The 20,738-nt window shown below is 56.1% G+C and carries 18 protein-coding genes; 7 read left to right on the top strand and 11 right to left on the bottom strand.

Annotated features, from left to right (window positions below; translation table 11 throughout):
* Nucleotides 1-4: 4 nt before the first annotated feature.
* Nucleotides 5-1,153, bottom strand: coding sequence for a mandelate racemase/muconate lactonizing enzyme family protein (locus ABFT80_RS12985; RefSeq protein WP_347972350.1), 1,149 nt, complete (start codon nt 1,151-1,153; stop codon nt 5-7).
* Nucleotides 1,154-1,386: 233 nt separating this feature from the next.
* Nucleotides 1,387-2,271, bottom strand: coding sequence for a MurR/RpiR family transcriptional regulator (locus tag ABFT80_RS12980; RefSeq protein WP_347972349.1), 885 nt, complete (start codon nt 2,269-2,271; stop codon nt 1,387-1,389).
* A 184-nt stretch (nt 2,272-2,455) separates the two neighbouring features.
* Here ABFT80_RS12980 and ABFT80_RS12975 point away from each other — a divergent pair, with 184 nt between their 5' ends.
* From ABFT80_RS12975 to ABFT80_RS12965, 3 genes are all read left to right on the top strand, one after another.
* Nucleotides 2,456-2,854: an IclR family transcriptional regulator domain-containing protein gene (locus tag ABFT80_RS12975; RefSeq protein WP_347972348.1), complete on the top strand. Its 399-nt coding sequence runs from the start codon at nt 2,456-2,458 to the stop codon at nt 2,852-2,854.
* A 227-nt stretch (nt 2,855-3,081) separates the two neighbouring features.
* Nucleotides 3,082-4,656, top strand: coding sequence for an ABC transporter substrate-binding protein (locus tag ABFT80_RS12970; protein ID WP_347972347.1), 1,575 nt, complete (start codon nt 3,082-3,084; stop codon nt 4,654-4,656).
* 141 nt (nt 4,657-4,797) lie between these two features.
* Nucleotides 4,798-5,991 (top strand): M20 metallopeptidase family protein, encoded by a 1,194-nt coding sequence (locus ABFT80_RS12965; RefSeq protein WP_347972346.1) that lies wholly within the window; start codon nt 4,798-4,800, stop codon nt 5,989-5,991.
* Between the two features lie 17 nt (nt 5,992-6,008).
* On the opposite strand, the gene ABFT80_RS12960 is transcribed toward ABFT80_RS12965, so the two are convergent.
* On the bottom strand, nt 6,009-6,911 hold the full coding sequence (locus ABFT80_RS12960; RefSeq protein WP_347972345.1) for a homocysteine S-methyltransferase family protein: 903 nt from the start codon (nt 6,909-6,911) through the stop codon (nt 6,009-6,011).
* A 51-nt stretch (nt 6,912-6,962) separates the two neighbouring features.
* Entirely contained in the window at nt 6,963-8,225 is a 1,263-nt protein-coding gene (locus tag ABFT80_RS12955; RefSeq protein ID WP_455189928.1) for a trans-sulfuration enzyme family protein, read from the bottom strand.
* A gap of 303 nt (nt 8,226-8,528) precedes the next feature.
* On the opposite strand from ABFT80_RS12955, the gene ABFT80_RS12950 reads away from it, so the two are divergent.
* Nucleotides 8,529-8,996 carry an Lrp/AsnC family transcriptional regulator gene (locus tag ABFT80_RS12950; RefSeq protein WP_347972343.1) on the top strand — a complete coding sequence of 156 codons (468 nt, stop codon included), beginning with the start codon at nt 8,529-8,531 and terminating at the stop codon, nt 8,994-8,996.
* A 132-nt stretch (nt 8,997-9,128) separates the two neighbouring features.
* On the opposite strand, the gene ABFT80_RS12945 is transcribed toward ABFT80_RS12950, so the two are convergent.
* Nucleotides 9,129-10,118: a GlxA family transcriptional regulator gene (locus tag ABFT80_RS12945; protein WP_347972342.1), complete on the bottom strand. Its 990-nt coding sequence runs from the start codon at nt 10,116-10,118 to the stop codon at nt 9,129-9,131.
* 59 nt (nt 10,119-10,177) lie between these two features.
* Nucleotides 10,178-11,101 carry a LysR family transcriptional regulator gene (locus ABFT80_RS12940; protein ID WP_347972341.1) on the bottom strand — a complete coding sequence of 308 codons (924 nt, stop codon included), beginning with the start codon at nt 11,099-11,101 and terminating at the stop codon, nt 10,178-10,180.
* Between the two features lie 370 nt (nt 11,102-11,471).
* Between ABFT80_RS12940 and ABFT80_RS12935 the strand changes: the two genes are divergently transcribed.
* The 3 genes from ABFT80_RS12935 (at nt 11,472) to ABFT80_RS12925 (ending at nt 14,548) form a co-directional block, all read left to right on the top strand.
* Nucleotides 11,472-12,830, top strand: coding sequence for an MFS transporter (locus tag ABFT80_RS12935; protein WP_347972340.1), 1,359 nt, complete (start codon nt 11,472-11,474; stop codon nt 12,828-12,830).
* 146 nt (nt 12,831-12,976) lie between these two features.
* The gene (locus tag ABFT80_RS12930) at nt 12,977-13,516 is read left to right on the top strand and encodes a DUF5943 domain-containing protein (RefSeq protein WP_347972339.1); all 540 of its coding nucleotides are present in this window, start codon (nt 12,977-12,979) and stop codon (nt 13,514-13,516) included.
* 45 nt (nt 13,517-13,561) lie between these two features.
* Nucleotides 13,562-14,548 carry a dipeptidase gene (locus ABFT80_RS12925; RefSeq protein WP_347972338.1) on the top strand — a complete coding sequence of 329 codons (987 nt, stop codon included), beginning with the start codon at nt 13,562-13,564 and terminating at the stop codon, nt 14,546-14,548.
* Between the two features lie 268 nt (nt 14,549-14,816).
* On the opposite strand, the gene urtE is transcribed toward ABFT80_RS12925, so the two are convergent.
* From urtE to urtA, 5 genes are all read right to left on the bottom strand, one after another.
* A complete protein-coding gene (gene urtE / locus ABFT80_RS12920) occupies nt 14,817-15,512 on the bottom strand; it encodes an urea ABC transporter ATP-binding subunit UrtE (protein ID WP_347972337.1) in 696 nt (231 codons plus the stop codon).
* A 70-nt stretch (nt 15,513-15,582) separates the two neighbouring features.
* Nucleotides 15,583-16,329, bottom strand: coding sequence for an urea ABC transporter ATP-binding protein UrtD (gene urtD / locus ABFT80_RS12915; RefSeq protein WP_347972336.1), 747 nt, complete (start codon nt 16,327-16,329; stop codon nt 15,583-15,585).
* A 6-nt stretch (nt 16,330-16,335) separates the two neighbouring features.
* On the bottom strand, nt 16,336-17,565 hold the full coding sequence (urtC, locus tag ABFT80_RS12910) for an urea ABC transporter permease subunit UrtC (RefSeq protein ID WP_347972335.1): 1,230 nt from the start codon (nt 17,563-17,565) through the stop codon (nt 16,336-16,338).
* On the bottom strand, nt 17,562-19,178 hold the full coding sequence (urtB, locus tag ABFT80_RS12905; RefSeq protein WP_347972334.1) for an urea ABC transporter permease subunit UrtB: 1,617 nt from the start codon (nt 19,176-19,178) through the stop codon (nt 17,562-17,564). Before urtB ends, urtC begins: the two co-directional genes overlap by 4 nt.
* An 80-nt stretch (nt 19,179-19,258) precedes the next feature.
* Nucleotides 19,259-20,569, bottom strand: a complete 1,311-nt coding sequence (gene urtA / locus ABFT80_RS12900; RefSeq protein ID WP_347972333.1) for an urea ABC transporter substrate-binding protein — start codon at nt 20,567-20,569, stop codon at nt 19,259-19,261.
* Nucleotides 20,570-20,738: the final 169 nt, after the last annotated feature.

Raw genomic sequence — 20,738 nt, 5'->3', positions numbered from 1 at the left:
CTTGTCAGGAGATCACGCGTTCGCCGACCCGGAAGCGCTCAAGCGCTGCCTGATCGAGCTTCACGCCAAGACCGGGTCCATCGGACGGAATGCGAACATGAGGGGGCTCGAACGCGAGTGGAATTTCCAAGAGATCATGCGAGCGGATCATTCGGCCGAAAATGTCTCCCGGCCAAACGCAGCTTCGCGCGGCAGCGGACTGGTGGACATACATCGCTTCCATGATGCCAAGATCTACCTCGGACCCATGCCAGCAATAAAGTCCCGCCGTCGCGGCGATATGGTCGAGCGACTGGAAACCGGCCAGCCCTCCATTGAAATTGAACCCATCAACCGCATTGTGCTTCAAGGCGTTGATAGCCTCGTAAGGCCGCTGTCCTTGAAAGACGTAGGGGAGCGAGACATGAAGCACGATCGGTATCGAGGAGAAGCCTCGCAGTTCGGCCATGTCCTGAATCATCCAGCGCGCTATGGGATCTTCCAGAAGAAGCACGTTGCCGACGGCTTCAAGTTCGCGAATGATCGGTCGCGCGTTCCCGGAATTCTCCCAGCGCTGGTTGGGATCGAAGATGACCTTCATGCCCGGTGCGTGTTCTTTAATCTGTGCGCACCAGCCCGGAACATCATCTTCAAGATCGCACTTCAGCTTGACGACGTCATATCCCTGATCCTGATAGCGGCGCACCCAGGGGCCGATCTCATCCAGAGTGCGATGGCTCGACCAGGCGCTGACCGCCACCCGGTCGCGCACTGCTCCACCCAAGAGGTGATGCAAGGGAATACCCAGCGACTTGGCATATGCATCCCAGATCGCGCATTCAAAACCATCATATTCCCGGCACAGCGGGAGGGGCAGTTTCTGAAGCGGAAAATCCGTAATCTTCATGCCCAGCAAGTTCGAGCAGATCGCTTCGATGCGCGGCCATTCGTGGTCGCGATAGAATTCGCCAAGGCCAACAGTACCGTCGGCCAGCGTCATGCGCACGATGAGCTTGGGAAGTTCGTCGAACTGTACGCTCCAGCTCGCCTTACCGCCGACAGGGAGCATGTGAAGGGGCTTGGCGAGTGTATCGGAATTGATGACGCCTGGATGGGCAGGAACTACCACTTCATCAAAGCGGAAGGATACAATTGTCGTGTCTGCAAACGGCATTGAGTGATCCTGAGCGATAAGTACAGGATCAGGATGTAGTTTTCCTACGCACCTGTCAACACCGAGCCGCAAAACGCTTTTGCGTTCATATGCCCCGCAAAATCACACATTTTTGGCAAAATCTATAAATAGGATGCGCAATTCGTGTTCTAAACACGCTTCGTTCGCGCAATGAATTGGCACGATGAGGACTTCGCTTGCCACGGCCCTTAATAAAAATGTAGGAAAAGTACTTAGTCCCCGACTGGCTGACTGTTCGCGGTGCCATGCAACGAAGCCAGATTGGCACGAGCGCGCCAGAGCTTCTTGCCGACTGCGTCGCGGCGCCATGCTCCGACAAGGGTAGCGAGGCAGTCGAGCACGAAGAGTTGGCCGTATCGGCCGCGATTGGGCATGTAGAAGAACTTCTCTTCATCAAAGGCAATAAGCGGGATCGTGACCGTGGCCTTGGCAGCCAACGGACTTGAAGGGTCGGTTACTGCGACAACGGATGCGCCGAGCGCTGTGGCAATCTCGGCGCTGTCAACCAGAGAGCGCGGTCTGCCGGTCACCGAAAAGATGAGCAACACGTCCTCCGGATCGGCGGTTGAAGCTATGACCCGGTGTTTGTAGGAGTCGGCCGTTGCCGAGACGGCCAGATCCAGACGGAAGAAGCGGTTCTCCGCTTCAAGCGCGACGTTCGCCGAACTCCCGCCCACGCCAAAGCAAAAAATGCGCCGTCCGCGATGAATATATCCCGCTGCGTTTTCGATTGCGGCGGTATCACGCTGTGCGAACGCGCTGGCCAGAGCCTGTGTCGTGGCTTCATACACCTGGTCGGCAACGTCATTGCCTGTCTCGGCCGGTGCAGTGCGTTCAGCTGTTATATACATCCGCCCGATTGCATAATCCTGCGCAAGACGAATCTTGAAATCCGAAAACCCATCGGCGCCCATACGACGGGAGAATCGGATCACGCTGGGCTCGCTTACCTTTGCGCGCGACGACAATTCCCTTATCGACATGCGCGTTGCGGCTTCGATGTCTTCCATGATCGCATCAGCTACGGCACGATCTGCCCGATTTAGCTCATGGAGCTCCATGCGCAGGCGATCGATCAGGCTTGTCTGGTGTCTCATGAAATCCTAATCACAGCCGTCTTCGGACATTTGCTATCCCTCGCAGCCCGATTGTGGCGACTGACCACTGGCCCGTCAATCTCACGCAACTGGTTAGATGCCAAGTCTTTGCGTTATGACAGTCATCAAATGCGAATAACGCTACGGCAATTTCCAGCGTTCAATCTCGGGCGGCCGTGCGATCATGGCACAATTGAATGACGACGAAGTAGACGAGATTATCCGGCGTTCCAACCGGCGAAAGTTCACGCCGCGCGCAATCACCGACCCGCAGGAAATTCGTGAGAAAGTTATCGAAGCTCGCGAAAACGGCTATGCGCTGGCATCCGAAGAGGTTTTGCAGGGAAAATTGCACTCGGAGCCGCTATTCGCGGGCCGGATGGTCGTCCCGTGCGGCATTGCATGTTGGTGGCTCTCTAAGCGAATGGGATACGGAATCTTTTTCCAGGCAGTTTGCCCCGCTGTTGATGGCAGCCGCCGGAACCATCAATCGTCTCTGATCGAATTTCCGTACCCTTTCAGCGAAGTGATCAGCCCCATCAGGGCCAGCGCCGCACATGTTGACCAAAGCACAGAACTTTGATGCCATATTCGGGCGTCGAGTAAAAATGCGGCCTGGAAAGAGCCGCGCCTTCACGCCCCAAAGAAGCAGCGTCGAAGTGCATATTTTCGCCGCTTCCGGTCTATTTTTTGCCTGAAAACCCCATCGCTCCTGTGTCCAAAGCCGAAAATATGCGGGACCTTGGTTTATCGTTTTTTCCATACTAAAAACGCCCGGTGCTTACATCGGCATTTCAAGGGAACCCCACGATGATTATCAAAGAAGAGCTGCTCTCGGGAGCAACTCTAACACGACGCTCGCTTATGCTTGGCGCCGCTGCAACGTCCGCTGGCCTCCTTGCGGCAGGCGCATTTCCCCGTTTTGCCCGCGCGCAGACGCCAAAACGCGGCGGCCACCTGATCCTGGGTCTGGATACCGCGTCGAGCTCTGATAACATCGATCCGGCATTCTATACCGAAGCCTACATGTACACGGTCGGTTTTCAGCTATTCAACACGCTGATCGAAATTGGCGAAAACAGCCAGTTGATGCCATCGCTGGCCGAATCCTGGGAGCCCACCAAACCGGATGGCTCCGAGTGGCGCTTCAATATCCGCAAGGGCGTGCAGTTCCACAATGGCAAAGAACTGGACGCAAAGGACGTCATTTACTCAATCAATCACCATCGCGGTCCTGATACCAAGTCCGGTGCCAGAGGCCATCTCCTCGCCATCACCGACATCCGCGAAACGGCGCCGATGGAAGTCACGATCACACTAGCCGGCGGGAATGCGGACTTTCCATACACGCTGTGCGATTATCATCTCGGCATCGGTCCCAACGACGGCGATTTCACCAAAGGTATCGGCACTGGCGCTTTCTCGCTCGAGAATTTTCAGCCGGGTGTAAGGACACTGACGAAGCGCTTCGAAAATCATTGGAATCCCGATCGCGGTTTTGTCGATTCCTGCGAAACAATCGCCATGAACGACGCCACTGCCCGTATCTCGGCTTTGATGAGCGGCCAGGCTCACATCATCAACCGCCTCGATCCCAAGACGGCAACTCGCCTGCAGGCGATACCATCGATCAAGCTCTACAAGACAGAAGCAAACACGATGTACTGCTTTCCGATGCGGTGCGACATGGCTCCCTTCGACAACCTGGACGTACGGCAGGCACTCAAGCACGCCATCGATCGCGATATCATCCTGAAGAACGGTTATGGCGGCGATGGTATCATCGGTAACGATACGCCAATTGCGCCTTGGGACCCGTATTTCTCCGCCGACGTCCCGAAAAACGCTTACGACCCGGAAAAGGCAGCAGCCCTCATGAAGAAGGCTGGCTTCGACGGCACAATCGAGCTTGCCGTATCGGATAACGGCTTCCCCGGCTCCGTCAACGCAGCACAGCTCTTCCAGTTCTCCGCTAAGGAAGCCAACATCGATATCGTCGTCAATCGCGTTCCCTCGGATGGCTACTGGGAAGAGACCTGGATGAAGAAGCCGTTCTGCGCATCGAACTGGTCGGTCCGCCCGACCGCCGATGCTATGCTCTCGCTAATCCTTCACTCCAATGCGCCGTGGAACGAAACCTTCTGGAAGAACGGAGCCTTCGACCAGAAACTGGAAGCGGCGCGCTCCGAACTCGATCAGGTCAAGCGCAAGGCACTCTATCACGACATGCAGGTCATGCTGGTCGAGGAAGGCGGCGAACTCGTCCCGATCTTCATCGATCAGCAGATTGCCAGCAACACATCGGTAGAAGGCATCACCAGCGTCCCGGGAGGCGGCGATCTCAGCGGCTACCGCATTGTCGAGAAGGTCTGGCTCAACACGTAGCGAGCACTCCAAGTCAAACAGCGGGCCGTATCATTCAACCGGCCCGCAACACCCCAGATACAAAACGGCAACGGCTCAAAAAGTATCATCACGGAAGCGACCGCACTGCCGTTGAATATCCGCAAGATTGCGAGACGATCCATGCATAAGAACGAAATCGGTAGCCACATTGAGGAAGCCGTCGAGGCAATCGAGGCGAAGCTCATCGATATTCGCCGCGATATCCACGCCTATCCCGAAACCGGTTTTGATGTGGTGCGCACCAGCGCGCTTGTCGCAGACAGCTTGAAACAGGCTGGCATTCCCTATCAGACGGCGATTGGCCGTACCGGAGTTGTCGGCACGATCGACACAGGGCGTCCCGGCCCAACGCTTCTGCTGCGCGCAGACATGGACGCTTTGCCGATCCACGAGCAGACCGGCCTCGAATTTGCCAGCAACATCGATGGTAAAATGCATGCCTGCGGCCACGATCTGCACACTTCGACGCTGATAGGCGCTGGAATTCTGCTTGAGGGGCTGAAACCTCACCTCGTCGGCACGATCAAGCTTATGTTCCAGCCCGCCGAAGAAACGTCGGAAAGCGGTGCCCGCGCAATGATCGAGGACGGTGTGCTCGATGGCGTCGATATGGCAATCGGCTTTCACAATCATCCGGATGAAGAAGTCGGCTCATTCAGCTACGTTTCCGGCATCGTCAACGGCTCGTCGGACGAATTCAGCATCGTCGTTCGCGGCCGCTCCGGCCATGCAGCACGTCCGCATATGGCGAATGACCCGATTGTGGCCGCCGCCACGCTGATTTTGCAGTTGCAGACGATCGTGTCGCGCGAGGTTGACCCGATGCACCCGGCCGTATTGACGATCGGCGGCATAGAGGGCGGTAAGACCGAGAACATCATCCCTGACGCAATCCGCATCATCGGCACCGTCAGGACCCAGCACCGCGAAAACCGGGATCTGATTGAGAATGCGATCCGCCGGCAATGCGAGGGCGTTTCGACGTCGATGAATGTCAATTGCGAGTTCAATATGGTGCGCGGCGTGCCGTCGCTGATCAATGACGACGCTCTGACGGCACGGACCATGAAGGCCATTGCCGCCCATTTCGGGAGTCAGTCGGTCGAACAGCGCCCGGCAAGTCTCGGTGCAGAGGATTTCGCACTTGTCGGAGAGAAGGTGCCGGCATTCCAACTCGGCATCGGCGCCCGAACACCGGGACGCGACGACAAGCTGCACAATTCGGATTACCAGCCCGATGAGCGATCGATCCGCAACGGCGTCATTGCCCTGACACTTGCAGCCTGCGACATCCTCGCCGCAGACCGCATCTGACGAGAGAAGCCAAACGCTCAGGCGCGAACGGCCTGGCACAGTCCGCGAATATGGTTTGCACCGATGCCGCAGCATCCGCCAACCAGAGTCGCTCCCGCTTCAACCCATTCGCAGGCAAAACGGTTGTATTGCTGATCGGTCAAGTCGGCGCGCACATCATGCAGCGTCTCGTTGGCAGCTCCTTCCTCCTCGGCTTCGAAGGCATTGGCGTATACGCCTATTTCGAGGCTGGCTCGTGCCGCAGCGAAAACTTTCGCGGCGGTCGCCACTGCCTTGGCCATAATCTCAGGACGGCTGCAGTTGAAAAGAAGTGCCTGCGCACCGGAGCCCGCCGCCCACTTCGCTGCCTCTTCCACAGTCTCGCCGGATCGCAAACGAGCCGGAGTGCTTTCATCTTCTGTAGTATCCGCGAGCGTGAATGAAACCCAGAACGGCTTGCCTGTTCCAGCCACCGCAATACGCACCGCTTCGCCTTCCGCGATCAGGCTCAGCGTTTCCCCAAGCCACACGTCTACAAAGGGCGACAGGTTTTCAACGAGAACGGCCAGATATTCCTGTACGTGTTGGGGCTGGAATAATTGGGGTTCGTAGGAACCGAAGATCGGGGGCAGTGAACCGGCCACGAGTATCTTTCGATCAGGATACGCATCGGCTGCCTGACGAGCCAGCCGTCCGGAAAGGGCGATCAGGCCAGCACCCTGCTCGCGGAAGCGCTCTTCGCCAATATGATAAGGCACCAGCGCATAGCTGTTGGTCGTCACGACATCGGAACCCGCCTCGATGAACTCCTGGTGCACCTGACGCACAATGTCGGGGCTGTCGATCAGAGCCAGAGCCGACCATTCCGGCTGGCGGAGTTCGGCCCCCAGACGCTGAAGTTCGCGGCTCATGCCTCCATCGAGGATTCGTATTTTCGTCATCGGTTTATTCCTTGCTCTCGTTACTTTGGGGACAAACCCGATCTCGTTGCGTCAGGCGCGAAGAGCCTGATCCAGATCCTGAATGAGGTCGCCGGTCGCTTCCAACCCGATCGATAACCGGAAGATACCGTCGCCTGCAAACGCCCGGTATGACTGCAACTGTTCACCCTTCAGTTGGTAAGTCGATTTCATCATTTCCGCCGTATCGAGAAGGACGACAATACTACGCTGATGGCCAAGCGAGAATGCATAGTGGACGATCCGCAGTCTCTCTGCGAGTTGCGCCGCCATAGACTGCGGGTCGTCCACCTGGAAGGTTATCATACCGCCAAAGTTCGACATCTGGCGCTTTGCAAGATCGTGCTGCGGGTGGCTTTCGAGGCCCGGATAGGTAACGGCGCGAACCGATGGATGATGCGACAAGGTTTGCGCAACGATCATCGACGAGTCGGCAATTGCCTTCATCCGCGGATATAGCGTGTCTACGCCGCGCATAATCAGCCAGGCATTCTGCGCCGACATCGCCGCGCCCAGATAGACGCCGGCTCGCGCGCGGATTTTCGCGATCAGCTCCTTGGTGCCGCATACAACCCCGCCCAGCGCATCACCATGGCCGTTGATGAATTTCGTTAGAGAATGGACGATGAAATCGACGCCAAACTCAACCGGGCGCGTTCCGACGGGCGTTGCAAAAGTCGAGTCGACAGACACGAATGCACCACGCGCATGCGCTGCTTGCGTAACAAAGGAGAGATCGGTCAGGCGCAGGATCGGATTGCAGGGCGTCTCGCAATGGACAAGCTTGGTATTCGGCCGAAACGCCGCGATGAGCTCATCGTGGTCTGACATGTTGACCGCAGTCACTTCAATGCCGAAATCGGGAAGGATGCGACGCGCCAGTTCGTTCGCGCCCGCATAGCATACATCGCTGACGATAAGATGGTCCCCCTGCCGAAGCAGCGTCAGGAAGATTGCGGCGATTGCCGCGATACCGGTCGCCGTCGCCAGCGCTTCTTCTGTTCCCTCGATCGCTGCCATGCGCTGTTCGAGCTGGCGCACCGTCGGGTTCGTCCAGCGCGCATAAAGGAACGGCAAGTCGGAGAGATCAGACACGCCGTCGGCGGAGAATGCGCCCTCACCTGGAACAAGCGTGTTGTTCACCGACATGGAAATGTTCGGCGCAATCGCCTTTGTGCTCGGATCGATGATCAACCCGCCATCGAGCGCGAGCGTTTGCCAATCCAATGCCCGCGCCGGCGCGGCATCGTTCTGGCTTGCCCTCTGCAAGCAAATGGAACGGGATGTTACGGGCATTACGAGGCCTTTTCACGATGCAAATCAGCGTGAATCTAAAGACTTTGAACGCGTCTCGACGCCGTTTCTAACCATTTAAAAGCAGAAAAAGTCGATGAAAAACCATATTTGCGCAGAAAGACCGCACGAAACGACCTTTCCTGCATAGTGATGATGGCACTGCCGCTCATACAAATGCACATCGGGAGCAAACCGCATCCATAGTCCCCATGTGCGGATAAACCGCAATATTTGATTCTGATATGCATAATTGCCGCATTTTGCTCTGCTAGATTGCGCGATCATTACATAATGGAGGCACCCATGCCTGAGCCGCTTGACCAGTTCGACAAGGAAATTTTGCGGCTTGTGCAGGGCGATTGTCAGCTCAAGGCGGAAACGATCGCCGATATGATTGGGCTCTCCGCATCGGCAGTTCAAAGACGGCTGAAGCGGATGCGGCAATCGCGCGTCATCTCGAGCGAGATCGCCGTTCTGGATCGTAAGGCCCTCGGCAATATCATGACCTTCATTACCGGCATGGAGATCGAACGGGAAAACTACGACGCCTTGTCGAAATTCCGCCTATGGGCCGCTCAGCAGCCACATATCCAGCAGGTCTATTATGTCACTGGCGCCGTCGATATTATCGCCATCATCACGGCCGAAGATGTATCGCAATATGACGACATCACTGCCCACATCATGGCGGAGAATCCGCAAATCAGGCGGATTCATACCAACGTGGTTCTGAAGGAACTGAAAATCGGGCTTTTTGTGCCGGTGCCCTGAGATCGAGCATAGCACGGGTTGTGTAGCCAACTTTTGAAATAAAACACAAAAGCTGAAGACTCGCGGGAAGCAGGATAGTAGGCTACACGCGCCCTCAGCAATCTTTTTACAGTTAAGGCAGGCTCGCCGCCTCTACGCATTCACAATTTTTTTTGACACTCCTGAAACGCGGTTAGGACGCCTGAGGTTCGTCGGTGTGATACCCGTATGCTGACGGAATACACGGCTAAAATGCCCGGCATTGCTGAACCCGCATCTGTATGCGATTTCGCCTATCTGCAAGTCACTGGTCTCCAGAAGGGACCTGGCATAATGCACTCGCAGAGCCAAGTAGGCCGCCATCGGGCTGATACCGAGCTCAACCCCGAAAAGGCGCTCCAACTGGCGCCTTGAGCAACTCAGTCTGCTTGCGATCTCGGTAACCGATACTTTCTCCTGAAGATTACTTTCCATCAGAAGCAAGGCCCGCTTCACAGCGCGGCTCGAAGCTTCAGGATAAAGATCGCCAACGGGCTGAACATCTCTGGTGTTTCGGATTCGATCGAGGACAAGGATCTTCGCGGCTTTTTCAGCCGCCTTCTGACCAATGAATTGCGATACGAAATAGCCGGCCAGATCCGCGGCACCTGTGCCTCCAGCACATGTCGAGCGGCCGCGATCGACAGAGTACAGAGTATCCGCATGGGCATTCACATCCGGGAACGATGCTCGAAAGTCTTTGATATGAAACCAGCTAACAGCAGCGCTGTAGCCATCCAGCAATCCGTATCGTGCCAGCACAAAGCTTCCCGTGCAAAGTGCAGTGAGGGGAACCTTCTTCTCGGCAGCGCGCAAAAGGAAGGCCTCCTTTTCAGAGCTGAGGCCTCGATTGGTGTCGAGAAGGCCGCCAACGACGACGATGTTGTCGAAGTCCTCTGGATTACCCATTTTCTTTGTCGGAAGCAGTTCAACGCCACAACTAGCCCGCATAGGCAGGCCGCGTTCGCCTACAATCTGCCAGTCGAATTCGACCCTACGGCTCCGATCTCCCTCATCGCCCGCCAAACGCAACGTGTCGATAAAAAGCGAGAGGGGCGACAGCGTAAAGTCATGGACCAGAAGAAATGCAAACTTCTTGGCCATTGGTTTTAGGGCTCTCCACGTTTCATAACGGGTTCAGAAAGACGGTTTATTTCGAAAAATCATCCGAATTTCAACGCGGTCTTTGGTCCAAGTCGCCGATCCGTTGTTTTCCGCAAATGCTTGAGAAAAGTACCCAGGACGTTCGAACGGTTACTGCGGTCCCATACTGCCGTAATCGGCAATTTCTCAGTTAAGTCGCTTAGCCGGCGAACCGCAACCCCTTGCCTGGCCATGTTTCCTATGCAGCTCGAGTATATGGCCACCCCCGCACCGACGATCACAAGTCCAAATATCCCATCGCTATTGGTCGCCTCCAAAGCGATATCTGGAAAAAACCCTTTCGATCGGCATTTCGCAAAAATCTGCTGGCGAAATACGACCCAACTATCGCCCGTGCCGAAGACGAATTTCTCATTTTTCAACTCAGCCAAGGTCAGGGTTTCTTTTTTTGCGAGCGGATGATCAGAGGCGAGCACCACGACATATTCGTTCTCATCAAAGATCAGGGTGTCCGTGGCCTGATGATCAAATTCACCGTACATGAAGCCAACGTCAATCGTGTTTTGAAGAATGGCGACATGCTGGCGCACTGTCGGCATAAAAATCAGATCCAGATGGATATCAGGATAGGCCAGATTAAAATCTCTTAGAAACTCTGGCAGTTTGCCGTTGATTGCAAAATCGGTATAGGCCACGCGCAACTCACCCTGCAGGCCGCGGGCCGCTTTGCGGGTCCTTGAGATCGCCAGGTCGATTTGACCTGTTATCCCGGAGATTTCGGCAAGAAATACCCTCCCGGCCTCGGTCAGCTCAACGCGGCGGGTTGACCGAATGAGCAGCGATGTACCTATCTCGGCCTCTAATTGCTGAATTGTTTTGGACAGAGCTGGTTGCGCAATCCGAAGATTGTCTGCAGCCCGGCCGAAGTGCAGCTCATTTCCGAGCACCAAAAATGCGCGCAGATGGCGCAAATCAACACCCATGAGTGATCTCCATTAATATCTGCAGGTTATCAATAAAACACTCATCGATATTTTACAAACGCACTTTGAACCCCGATCCTTATTGGGAGGATTGACATCGAATGCTGTGGCTTCTGGCTGCTACGTTCCATTGTTAAAACGCGACGACTGCGTTGATGCAGCGTCGGGTATTCTCCTCTGAAATACCCATGTGTCACCCATCAAGGGTGGACTGTGGGGGGTTGGACGCGAGCGATGCCACTCATCCGAAGATTCAGGGAAAACACAAAAAAATATCCTGATGGTTCGGCAAAGGGGTCAACGATCCCTTTGCTTTGGAAAGTGTCGAAGGTCCGTTCATCTTCAATTGTCAGATTCGGGAGAAATCGGCATGACAGAGCAGACAGATCCAAAGACATCACCCGCTACGTTGAAAAAAGTCATCAGTGCAGCGACCATCGGCAATTTTGTTGAGTGGTTTGATTTCGCGGTTTATGGCTTCCTTGCAACCATCATCGCAACCCAGTTCTTTCCCAGTTCAAGCGTCAGTTTGGGCCTTCTTAAAACGTTCGGCGTTTTCGCCGTAGCGTTCGCAATGCGCCCTCTGGGAGGTATTTTCTTCGGCATTTTGGGTGACAAAGTCGGACGCAAGAGCATTCTGTCCCTGACAATCCTTATGATGGCAGGCGCTACGACCCTGATCGGTCTTTTGCCGTCACACGCCAGTATAGGCGTCATGGCACCGATATTGTTGACTGTATTGCGGTGTCTGCAAGGCTTTTCAGCCGGCGGAGAATACGCGGGCTCCGTTGCGTATGTGATGGAGCATTCTCCAAATCATCGGAGAGGATGGTACGGAAGTTTTATACCAGTATCGACATTCACGGCTTTCGCGTCGGCCGCGCTACTTGTCTTTGCACTTGAGAGCAACCTTTCCAGTGAGGCCATGGCAACATGGGGCTGGCGTATTCCCTTCATCATCGCCGCACCCCTGGGGATCGTTGGACTGTTCTTACGGTGGCATATGGCTGAAACGCCGGCTTTCAAAGCCATGGCGGCGGAAGAGAACCTGCATTCGCACTCTCCGTTGAGTGAGACTCTACGAAGCCAGGGGAGCACGATCCTGCGCCTCGGAGCATTCATTTCGCTCACCGCCCTGTCTTTCTATACATTCACGACCTACTTCGCGACCTACCTTCAGGTGGTTGGCAACCTGTCCCGGCCCCAATCTCTCATGGTCTCGACGGTCGCTCTCTTTTTTGCAGCGTTGGCCTGCCCTATCGCGGGAAGGATCTCGGATAGCATCGGAAGGCGAAAGTCGGTTGGCCTGATTTGTGTGTGGGTAATCGTCACGGTATTGCCTGCCTTCTCGTTGGCGAGCTCCGGGTCCGTGCTTTATGCGGTGGGCGGGGTGCTTTTGCTTGCAGTTGGTGCGTTGGCATGCGGCGTGGTGACGGCAACTTTGATGACCGAATCCTTCCCGACCCGCACGCGATATACGGCTTCGGCTTTCACCTATAATATCTCTTACACGATCTTCGGCGGCACCGCTCCATTGATGGCCACATGGCTGATAGACCGCACCGGAAACAATCTCTCTCCGGCATTCTATCTGATGGCGATCGCAGTTCTTGCAATGGCAGGCGGCCTGGCACTTCGCGAAACATCAGGGATCTCTCTGTTTGGAGAGATGCCAACGAATGCAACCTCAAGCCGAATTCGGACCCGGGAGAAAAGCCTGGCTTTGTAACCCGTGTTCCTGTGCGTGAGCGGTGGCGAAAATCACCAGACCCATCGCTCGCGTAAACCGGGATAACAAGGGTTCCCCGCAAGGAGACGCTTTCTCGGGCATCCTCTTCCGCCAAGCAAACAACGACAATTCAACAAGGGTGAAGCATGCGGCCATCTGTAGATATCAATGTGGACGAAGCGACCGGCATCTGGGAGACGGACGGTTTGCCCATGCTCTACATTCCGCGCCACTTCATGGTGAACGTTCACAAGGAAGTTGAGAGCGCTTTAGGCTTGTCCAAGTATCGCGCCGTCCTACTACAGGCGGGAGCAAAATCCGCCTACTACTGGTGCCAGAAGCAAGCTCAAAAATACGAAATGTCGGAGGTGAGAGTTTTTGAACATTACCTCGAACGTCTGACCGCACGGGGCTGGGGCCAATTCAGGCTGGAGCGCCTAGACGACAATCTCAGTGGTGCTGAAGTATCGCTGACGAACTCAATTTATGCACTGGAGAGCGGAGCCGGTGCTAGTCATCCAACCTGCTACATGTTCGAGGGCTTTTTCGTTGGGGGGCTGCAGTACGTCTGCGAGCAGCAAGGCCATGGCCTTCCGGAGATAGTGTGCGAGGAAGTCCAGTGCGAAGCAATGGGCTTTGAGTGCTGCAAGTTCGCGATCAAAATTAACCACCGTGCGAACGCGTAGCATCGCCGCCGGGAAATAATCATTCAACCTGGAAGAGTGAATAAAATGAACGAGACTGCGAGACAGGTTTACGACAACGCCATCGTCATTGACGGCCTTATTATTTCGAACTGGAGCGGGGAAATTTTTCAGGAGATGCGGCAGTCAGGCCTCACGGCGGCGAACTGCACCTGTAGTGTCTGGGAAGGTTTCGAGGAAACGGTTCAAAATATCGCCCGCTGGAATGGTTGGTTTCGCGAATATTCCGACGACATCATCAAGGCTCAGTCGGTCGAAGATATCCTTCGTGCAAAGAAGGCCGGGAAGACCGCGATCGTACTCGGCATGCAAAATACAACCGCGTTTGAAGACCAGATTGGCTACGTAGAAATATTGAAAAATCTTGGCGTTGGCATCGCCCAGATGACCTATAACACGCAAAATTGGGTTGGAAGCGGGTGCTATGAAGGTCGAGACAGTGGCCTTTCGGATTTCGGGCGTGAAGTCGTTGTTGAAATGAACCGGGTGGGAATGCTTTGCGACCTCAGCCACGTTGGTCCCAAGACGTCGAGAGATGTAATTGACGCATCAAGCAAGCCGGTAGCTTACTCTCATTGCCTTCCGGCGGGATTGAAAGAACACCCCCGCAACAAGACAGACAATGAGCTCCGCTACATTGTGGAGAAAGGCGGGTTCGTAGGCGTAACGATGTTCCCTCCGTTTCTACAGAAAGGAACCCAATCAAACATAGACGACTACGTCCATGCGATCGACTACGTTATCAATCTGGTAGGTGACGACTCAGTCGGTATCGGGACTGATTTCACTCAAGGTTACGGCGACGATTTTTTCAAATGGATCACGCATGACAAGGGATTCGGGCGAAAGTTGACGGAATTTGGTGAGATTAAAAATCCCGACGGTATTAGACGTATCAGTGATTTTCCAAACTTGGCTGAGGCAATGATGCGAGCAGGCTGGAAACAAACCAAAATCGAGAAAGTCCTCGGCGCAAACTGGCTTAACTTTCTTGAAAAAAGCTGGGCTAGTTGACGTTTTGCCGGGAAACGGCGTCGCGACATGATGCGGGTCTCGTCACGAAGGCTTCCCTGATCGCTCAAACACTCAACCGGGGCGAAACGGGAGTGCCTGAACGTTTTGGCATCACGCCGATCGCAGGAGCGCGGCCGTGCTGATGAACACGTAGGTTTATCGTGGCCGAAGCCATCTCCAGGCTGCGGATTGGCATATCAGGCTCGCAGTCTTTGTCGGCGGGCCTGATTTCATCGTCTTGATGTGGAGGAATCGACGGTGAGAGCCCTCAGACGGTAAGAAACTTTCGGACCTCCTGCCTGTCGAGATCTTCGGCCGGGCCGGTGTGGACGATGCGCCCCCTATCCATGATGTTGACCTCGTCGGCAAGTTCCCGGCAAAAATCGAGATATTGCTCGACCAGAAGAACCGCGATACCGGCCTGATCGCGCAGATAACGAATGGCGCGACCGATATCCTTGATGATTGACGGCTGGATGCCCTCGGTCGGTTCGTCAAGCACGAGCAATTTCGGCCGCATCACCAGCGCACGACCAATGGCAAGCTGCTGCTGCTGCCCCCCGGAAAGATCACCACCTCTGCGGCCAAGCATCTGTCTCAGGACAGGAAACAGTTCGAAGACATGACCGGGGATATTGCGATCCGCGCGTTTGAGCGGTGCGAATCCTGATTCCAGGTTTTCCTGAACCGTCAGCAGCGGGAAGATTTCGCGCCCCTGCGGGACGAAGGCGATACCCGACCGCGCGCGCTCATAGGGCGCAAATCCGTCGATCGCCTCGCCCTCGAAGCCGATCGAACCGCTGGTCAATCGATGATGGCCGACGATCGCTCGCATCAAACTGGTTTTTCCGACGCCATTGCGCCCGAGCACGCAGGTGATCTTGCCCGTTTTCGCCGTCATCGAAACATCACGCAAGGCTTCCGCAGCACCATAATGCAGGACGGCGTTTTCAACGGTCAGCATTATTTCCACACCTTCCAGTGTCGCCAGAACACCAAGTCAAACCGGCCGAAGGGGACACGCCAATACATCATCATCTCCCGAGATAAACTTCGACCACGCGCTCATCCGCGCTGACAAAGTCGAGGCTGCCTTCTGACAGTACGGAGCCTTCATGCAGACAGGTCACCTTGACGCCGAGTTCGCGCACGAAATGCATGTCGTGCTCCACCACCACCACCGATCGGGTCTTGGCGATATCCTTGAGGAGGCGTGCTGTCTCCTCGGTCTCGGCATCGGTCATACCCGCGACTGGCTCATCGACCAGCAGTAGCTTCGGATCCTGGGCGAGAAGCATTCCGATCTCGAGCCATTGTTTCTGGCCGTGTGAAAGGTTGGCTGCAAGATCATGGCGCTTTGCCTCAAGCCTGATGGTGGCGAGAATTTCATCGATGCGCCTGGTCTCCTCGAATGAGCGACGATGAAACAAGGCAGGGAAAATCGAGCGCGGCCCTTTCATGGAAAGCACCAGATTGTCCTCGACCGAATGACTTTCGAAGACGGTGGGCTTCTGGAATTTCCGTCCGATCCCCATCATCGCGATCTCGGCTTCGTCGTGGCGAGTCAGGTCGATCTCGCCATCGAAAAAGACCTCACCACTATCAGGCCGCGTCTTGCCGGTGACGATGTCCATCATCGTCGTCTTGCCGGCTCCATTAGGGCCGATGATGGCACGCATCTCGCCCTTGTCGAGCACCAGCGACAGATTGTTGATGGCACGGAAGCCGTCGAAGGAAACCGAGACGCCGTCGAGATAGAGGATTGTGTTGCTTTTCGACATGGCCCGTTACTCCGCCGGTTGCGGTTCGGCACCGTCGAGCGGCACTGTGCTGGATTTGGCGGTTGGTTTCGGCCTGGCTGGCATCGCGATCTCCACGATCAGTGGAATGCCTTGCGCCGGCTTGGAAGCGGCGCGGCGCTCGCGGCGGGAATTGCGCCACTGGTCCCACATGCCGACAATGCCCTTTGGCAGGAACAGGGTGACGGCGACAAACAGGCCGCCGAGCGCAAATAGCCAGAATTCGGGGAAAGCGCCGGTGAACCAGCTTTTGCCGCCATTGACCAGCAGAGCGCCGATGATCGGACCGACAAGCGTGCCGCGCCCGCCGACGGCTGTCCAGACAACAACCTCGATCGAATTCGCCGGATCGAACTCGCCCGGATTGATGATGCCTACCTGCGGCACATAAAGCGCACCGGCAATGCCCGCCATAACTGCCGATACCGTGAAGGCGAAAAGCTTCACATTCTCCGCTCGCCAGCCAAGAAAGCGCGTTCGGCTTTCGGCATCGCGTACCGCCATCAGCAGCTTGCCGTATTTCGACCCGATGATGCGCCATGTGACGAAGACGCCGAGTGCCAGGGCGGTAGCGCTCGCGGTAAACAGTGCCGAGCGCGTGGTGTTTGCCTGAACGTTGAAGCCCAGGATTTCCTTGAAATCCGTCAGGCCGTTATTACCGCCGAAACCCATATCGTTGCGGAAGAATGCGAGCAGCAGCGCATAGGTCATCGCCTGCGTGATAATCGATAGGTAGACCCCGGTGACGCGTGAGCGAAAGGCGAGCCAGCCGAAGCAGAAGGCGAGCAGTCCTGGCACCAGCATCACCATCAGGGCTGCGAACCAGAAATGATTGAAGCCGTACCAGAACCAGGGCAGTTCCTTCCAGTTCAGGAAGACCATGAAGTCAGGCAGAAGCGGATTGCCGTATACGCCGCGATCGCCAATCTGGCGCATCAGATACATGCCCATCGCATATCCGCCGAGCGCGAAGAATGCGCCGTGACCGAGCGAGAGAATGCCGCAATAACCCCAGACCAGATCGAGAGCCAGCGCCAGCAGGGCGTAGCAGAGATACTTGCCGACAAGCGCCACGACATAGGACGGCACATGCAGTGCGCTGCCTGGTGCGACAACGACATTGAGCACCGGCACGATCATGGCCACAGCCAGCAAGATGGCAATCGTGATTACGATGCGGCGGTCTGCGCCGGTGGCGAAGAAGCGTCCCGTGATCATGCTTCCACCGCCCGGCCCTTGAGCGCGAACAGGCCGCGCGGGCGTTTCTGGATGAACAGGATGATCAGCACCAGCACGAGTATCTTGCCGAGCACGGCACCTGCATAGGGTTCAAGGAACTTGTTAACTATGCCGAGCGAAAGCGCGCCAACCAGCGTTCCCCAGAGATTGCCGACGCCGCCGAAGACGACAACCATGAAGCTGTCGATAATATAGCCCTGACCGAAATTCGGTGAGACATTGTCGATCTGGCTGAGCGCGACACCGGCGATGCCTGCAATGCCCGAACCGAGTGCGAAGGTCAGCGCGTCCACCCAGGGCGTCCTGATGCCCATGGACGAGGCCATGCGCCGGTTCTGAGTTACGGCGCGCATCTGCAGACCCCACGATGTCCTTTGCATGACATAGAGAAGCACAGCAAAGACAAGAAGGCAGAAGACCACGATCCAGAGCCGGTTCCAGGTGACGACCATCTGGCCGACATCAAAGGCGCCGGACATCCAGGACGGGCTGCCAACCTCGCGGTTTGTCGGCCCGAAGATCGTGCGGACCGTCTGCTGCAAGATGAGTGAGACGCCCCAGGTGGCAAGCAATGTCTCCAGCGGCCGGCCGTAGAGGAAGCGGATGATGCCACGCTCGATGGCGAGGCCGACGCCACCGGCGACAAGAAAGGCCAGGGGCAGCGCAATGGCCAGCGACCAGTCGAACAGCCACGGCGCGGTCGAGCGGATGACTTCCTGCACGACGAAGGTGGTGTAGGCGCCGAGCATAACCATCTCGCCATGCGCCATGTTGATGACGCCCATCACGCCGAAGGTAATCGCAAGTCCGATCGCAGCCAGCAGCAGTACCGAGCCGAGTGAAATGCCGTACCAGACATTTTGTCCGGCCTGCCAGAGTGCCAGGGAGCTGTCGATCGTCGTTATCGCGCTTTGCGCTGCCGTCTTCAGTGCGCCGCTCGCACTTGCCTCAAATCCGGTCAACAGCGAAAGCGCGTCACGGTCGCCGCGCTCACCCAAGATATCGATCGCTGACAGTTTCTCGTCATCCGGCAAATCAGAACCCAAAACAGCCGAAGCACGCGCCTGTTCGAGCCGCGCCTTGACGCTGGCCACGGGTTCCTTGGCGATCGCCTCGTCCAGCGCGTCGATGGTTGCCGGGTCCGGCGCCTTGAACATGGTTTCGGCAGCCGCACGACGGACAACAGGATCGTCCGCGCCGAGTGTCAGCGTGCCGAGCAAATCCCGGATCACACGCCGGAGGCCGTTGTTGACCTTGATCTTGGTAATATCTGTCTTGCCCGCTTCGCCCGCAGCGTCACCTGTCAACGGATCGAGAAGCAGGACCGTTTGGCCCGTTTCTTTGCCTATGAAGACCTGATTGTCGGCTTTGCGAAAAAATAGATCGCCATCGGAAAGCGCGACCAGTGGCTTTTGTATTGCCGGATCGCCAGCAGCCACCAGTTCCCGCACGATCGCTTCCGTGGCGGGAAACCCCTTGGCGGTGGAAAACTTCGCAATTGTCGCGCGCAGCGCCACCTCATCAGCCGAGGCACCTGCCCCAAAGGTCAGGATGAAAAACAGGAAAAGACCGAATGTACGAAAAATTGCCATCGAAAATCATGCATCCGTTTTTCGGGATTGCCGACTTCCGGGCAGAGAAAGCCCCACCCGGAAGTCTTCGTCAGTGGCTGTCAGTTGATGCCCTTGCCGCCGCACTTGCCGGTTGCGACATTGAAGTTGCCGCAAGACATCGGCGCGCGCCAATCGGCGATCAGATCCTTGGAATCCGGCAGGTAATCCGACCATTCATCGCCAACGACGAGACCCGGCGTCTCCCAGACGGTCTCGAATTGGCCATCTGCCTGAATTTCGCCGATCAGCACCGGCTTGGTGATGTGATGGTTCGGCATCATCGACGAATAACCGCCGGTGAGGTTGGGAACCGACACGCCGACAATAGAGTCGATGACCGCATCCGGGTCGATACTGCCGGCCTTTTCGACGGCCTTGATCCACATGTTGAAGCCGATGAGGTGGGCTTCCATCGGATCGTTGGTCACACGCTTGTCGTTCTTGGTGTAGGCTTTCCAAGCTGCGATGAACTCGGCATTTGCCGGGCTGTCGACCGACTGGAAATAGTTCCAGGCAGCGAGGTGCCCAACCAGAGGCGTGGTGTCGAGACCAGCGAGTTCCTCTTCACCTACTGAGAAGGCAACGACCGGGATGTCTTCAGCCTTGATGCCCTGATTGCCGAGCTCCTTGTAGAAAGGCACGTTGGCATCGCCATTGATGGTCGAAACGACGGCGGTCTTCTTGCCGGCGGAACCGAATTTCTTGATGTCCGAGACGATGGTCTGCCAATCGGAATGACCGAACGGTGTGTAGTTGATCATGATGTCCTCAGGTGCCACGCCTTTTGACTGGAGATAGGCCTGAAGGATCTTGTTGGTCGTCTGCGGATAGACATAGTCCGTACCTGCCAGCACCCAGCGCTTTACGGAGCCGCCGTCTTCGCTCATCAGGTAGTCAACAGCAGGGATAGCCTGCTGGTTGGGCGCAGCACCAGTGTAGAACACGTTGCGCTGGCTCTCCTCGCCCTCATACTGGACAGGATAGAAAAGCAGCGAATTGAGCTCCTCGAAGACCGGAAGCACGGATTTGCGCGACGAGGAAGTCCAGCAACCGAATACCGCCGCAACCTTGTCCTGCTCGATCAACTGCCGTGCCTTTTCGGCAAAGAGCGGCCAGTCTGAAGCCGGGTCAACGACAACCGCTTCGAGTTTCTTGCCGAGAAGGCCGCCTTTCTTATTCTGCTCGTCGATGAGAAACAGCATCGTGTCCTTCAACGTCGTTTCCGAAATCGCCATCGTTCCCGACAGCGAATGAAGAACTCCGACCTTGATGGTTTCTTCCTGCGCGCGCGCAGGCAAGGACGAGATCAGACTCGCGGCGATTGCGCCCGCCGCAAATATTTTACTTATGGCTGAAAAACTGCCCCTCATATGAACGCTCCCAACTGGTTGTTGCACTGCAATAAGAGAAGCAACCACCGTGCCAATCAGAATTCACAGTTCTGGAATTCGCCCACTGGGAGCCTTTTCAACCACTTATGTGGCTTGGCTGATAACTCCTCCGTCAAGGGGATCGCCTGCAGGCCTATACAATGCGGGT

The organism is Foliimonas ilicis, from assembly GCF_039939195.1.
Lineage (GTDB): Bacteria > Pseudomonadota > Alphaproteobacteria > Rhizobiales > Rhizobiaceae > Foliimonas > Foliimonas ilicis.
The sequence above is the reverse complement of the archived record's forward strand: the minus strand, read 5'-3'. Positions and strand labels throughout refer to the sequence as shown.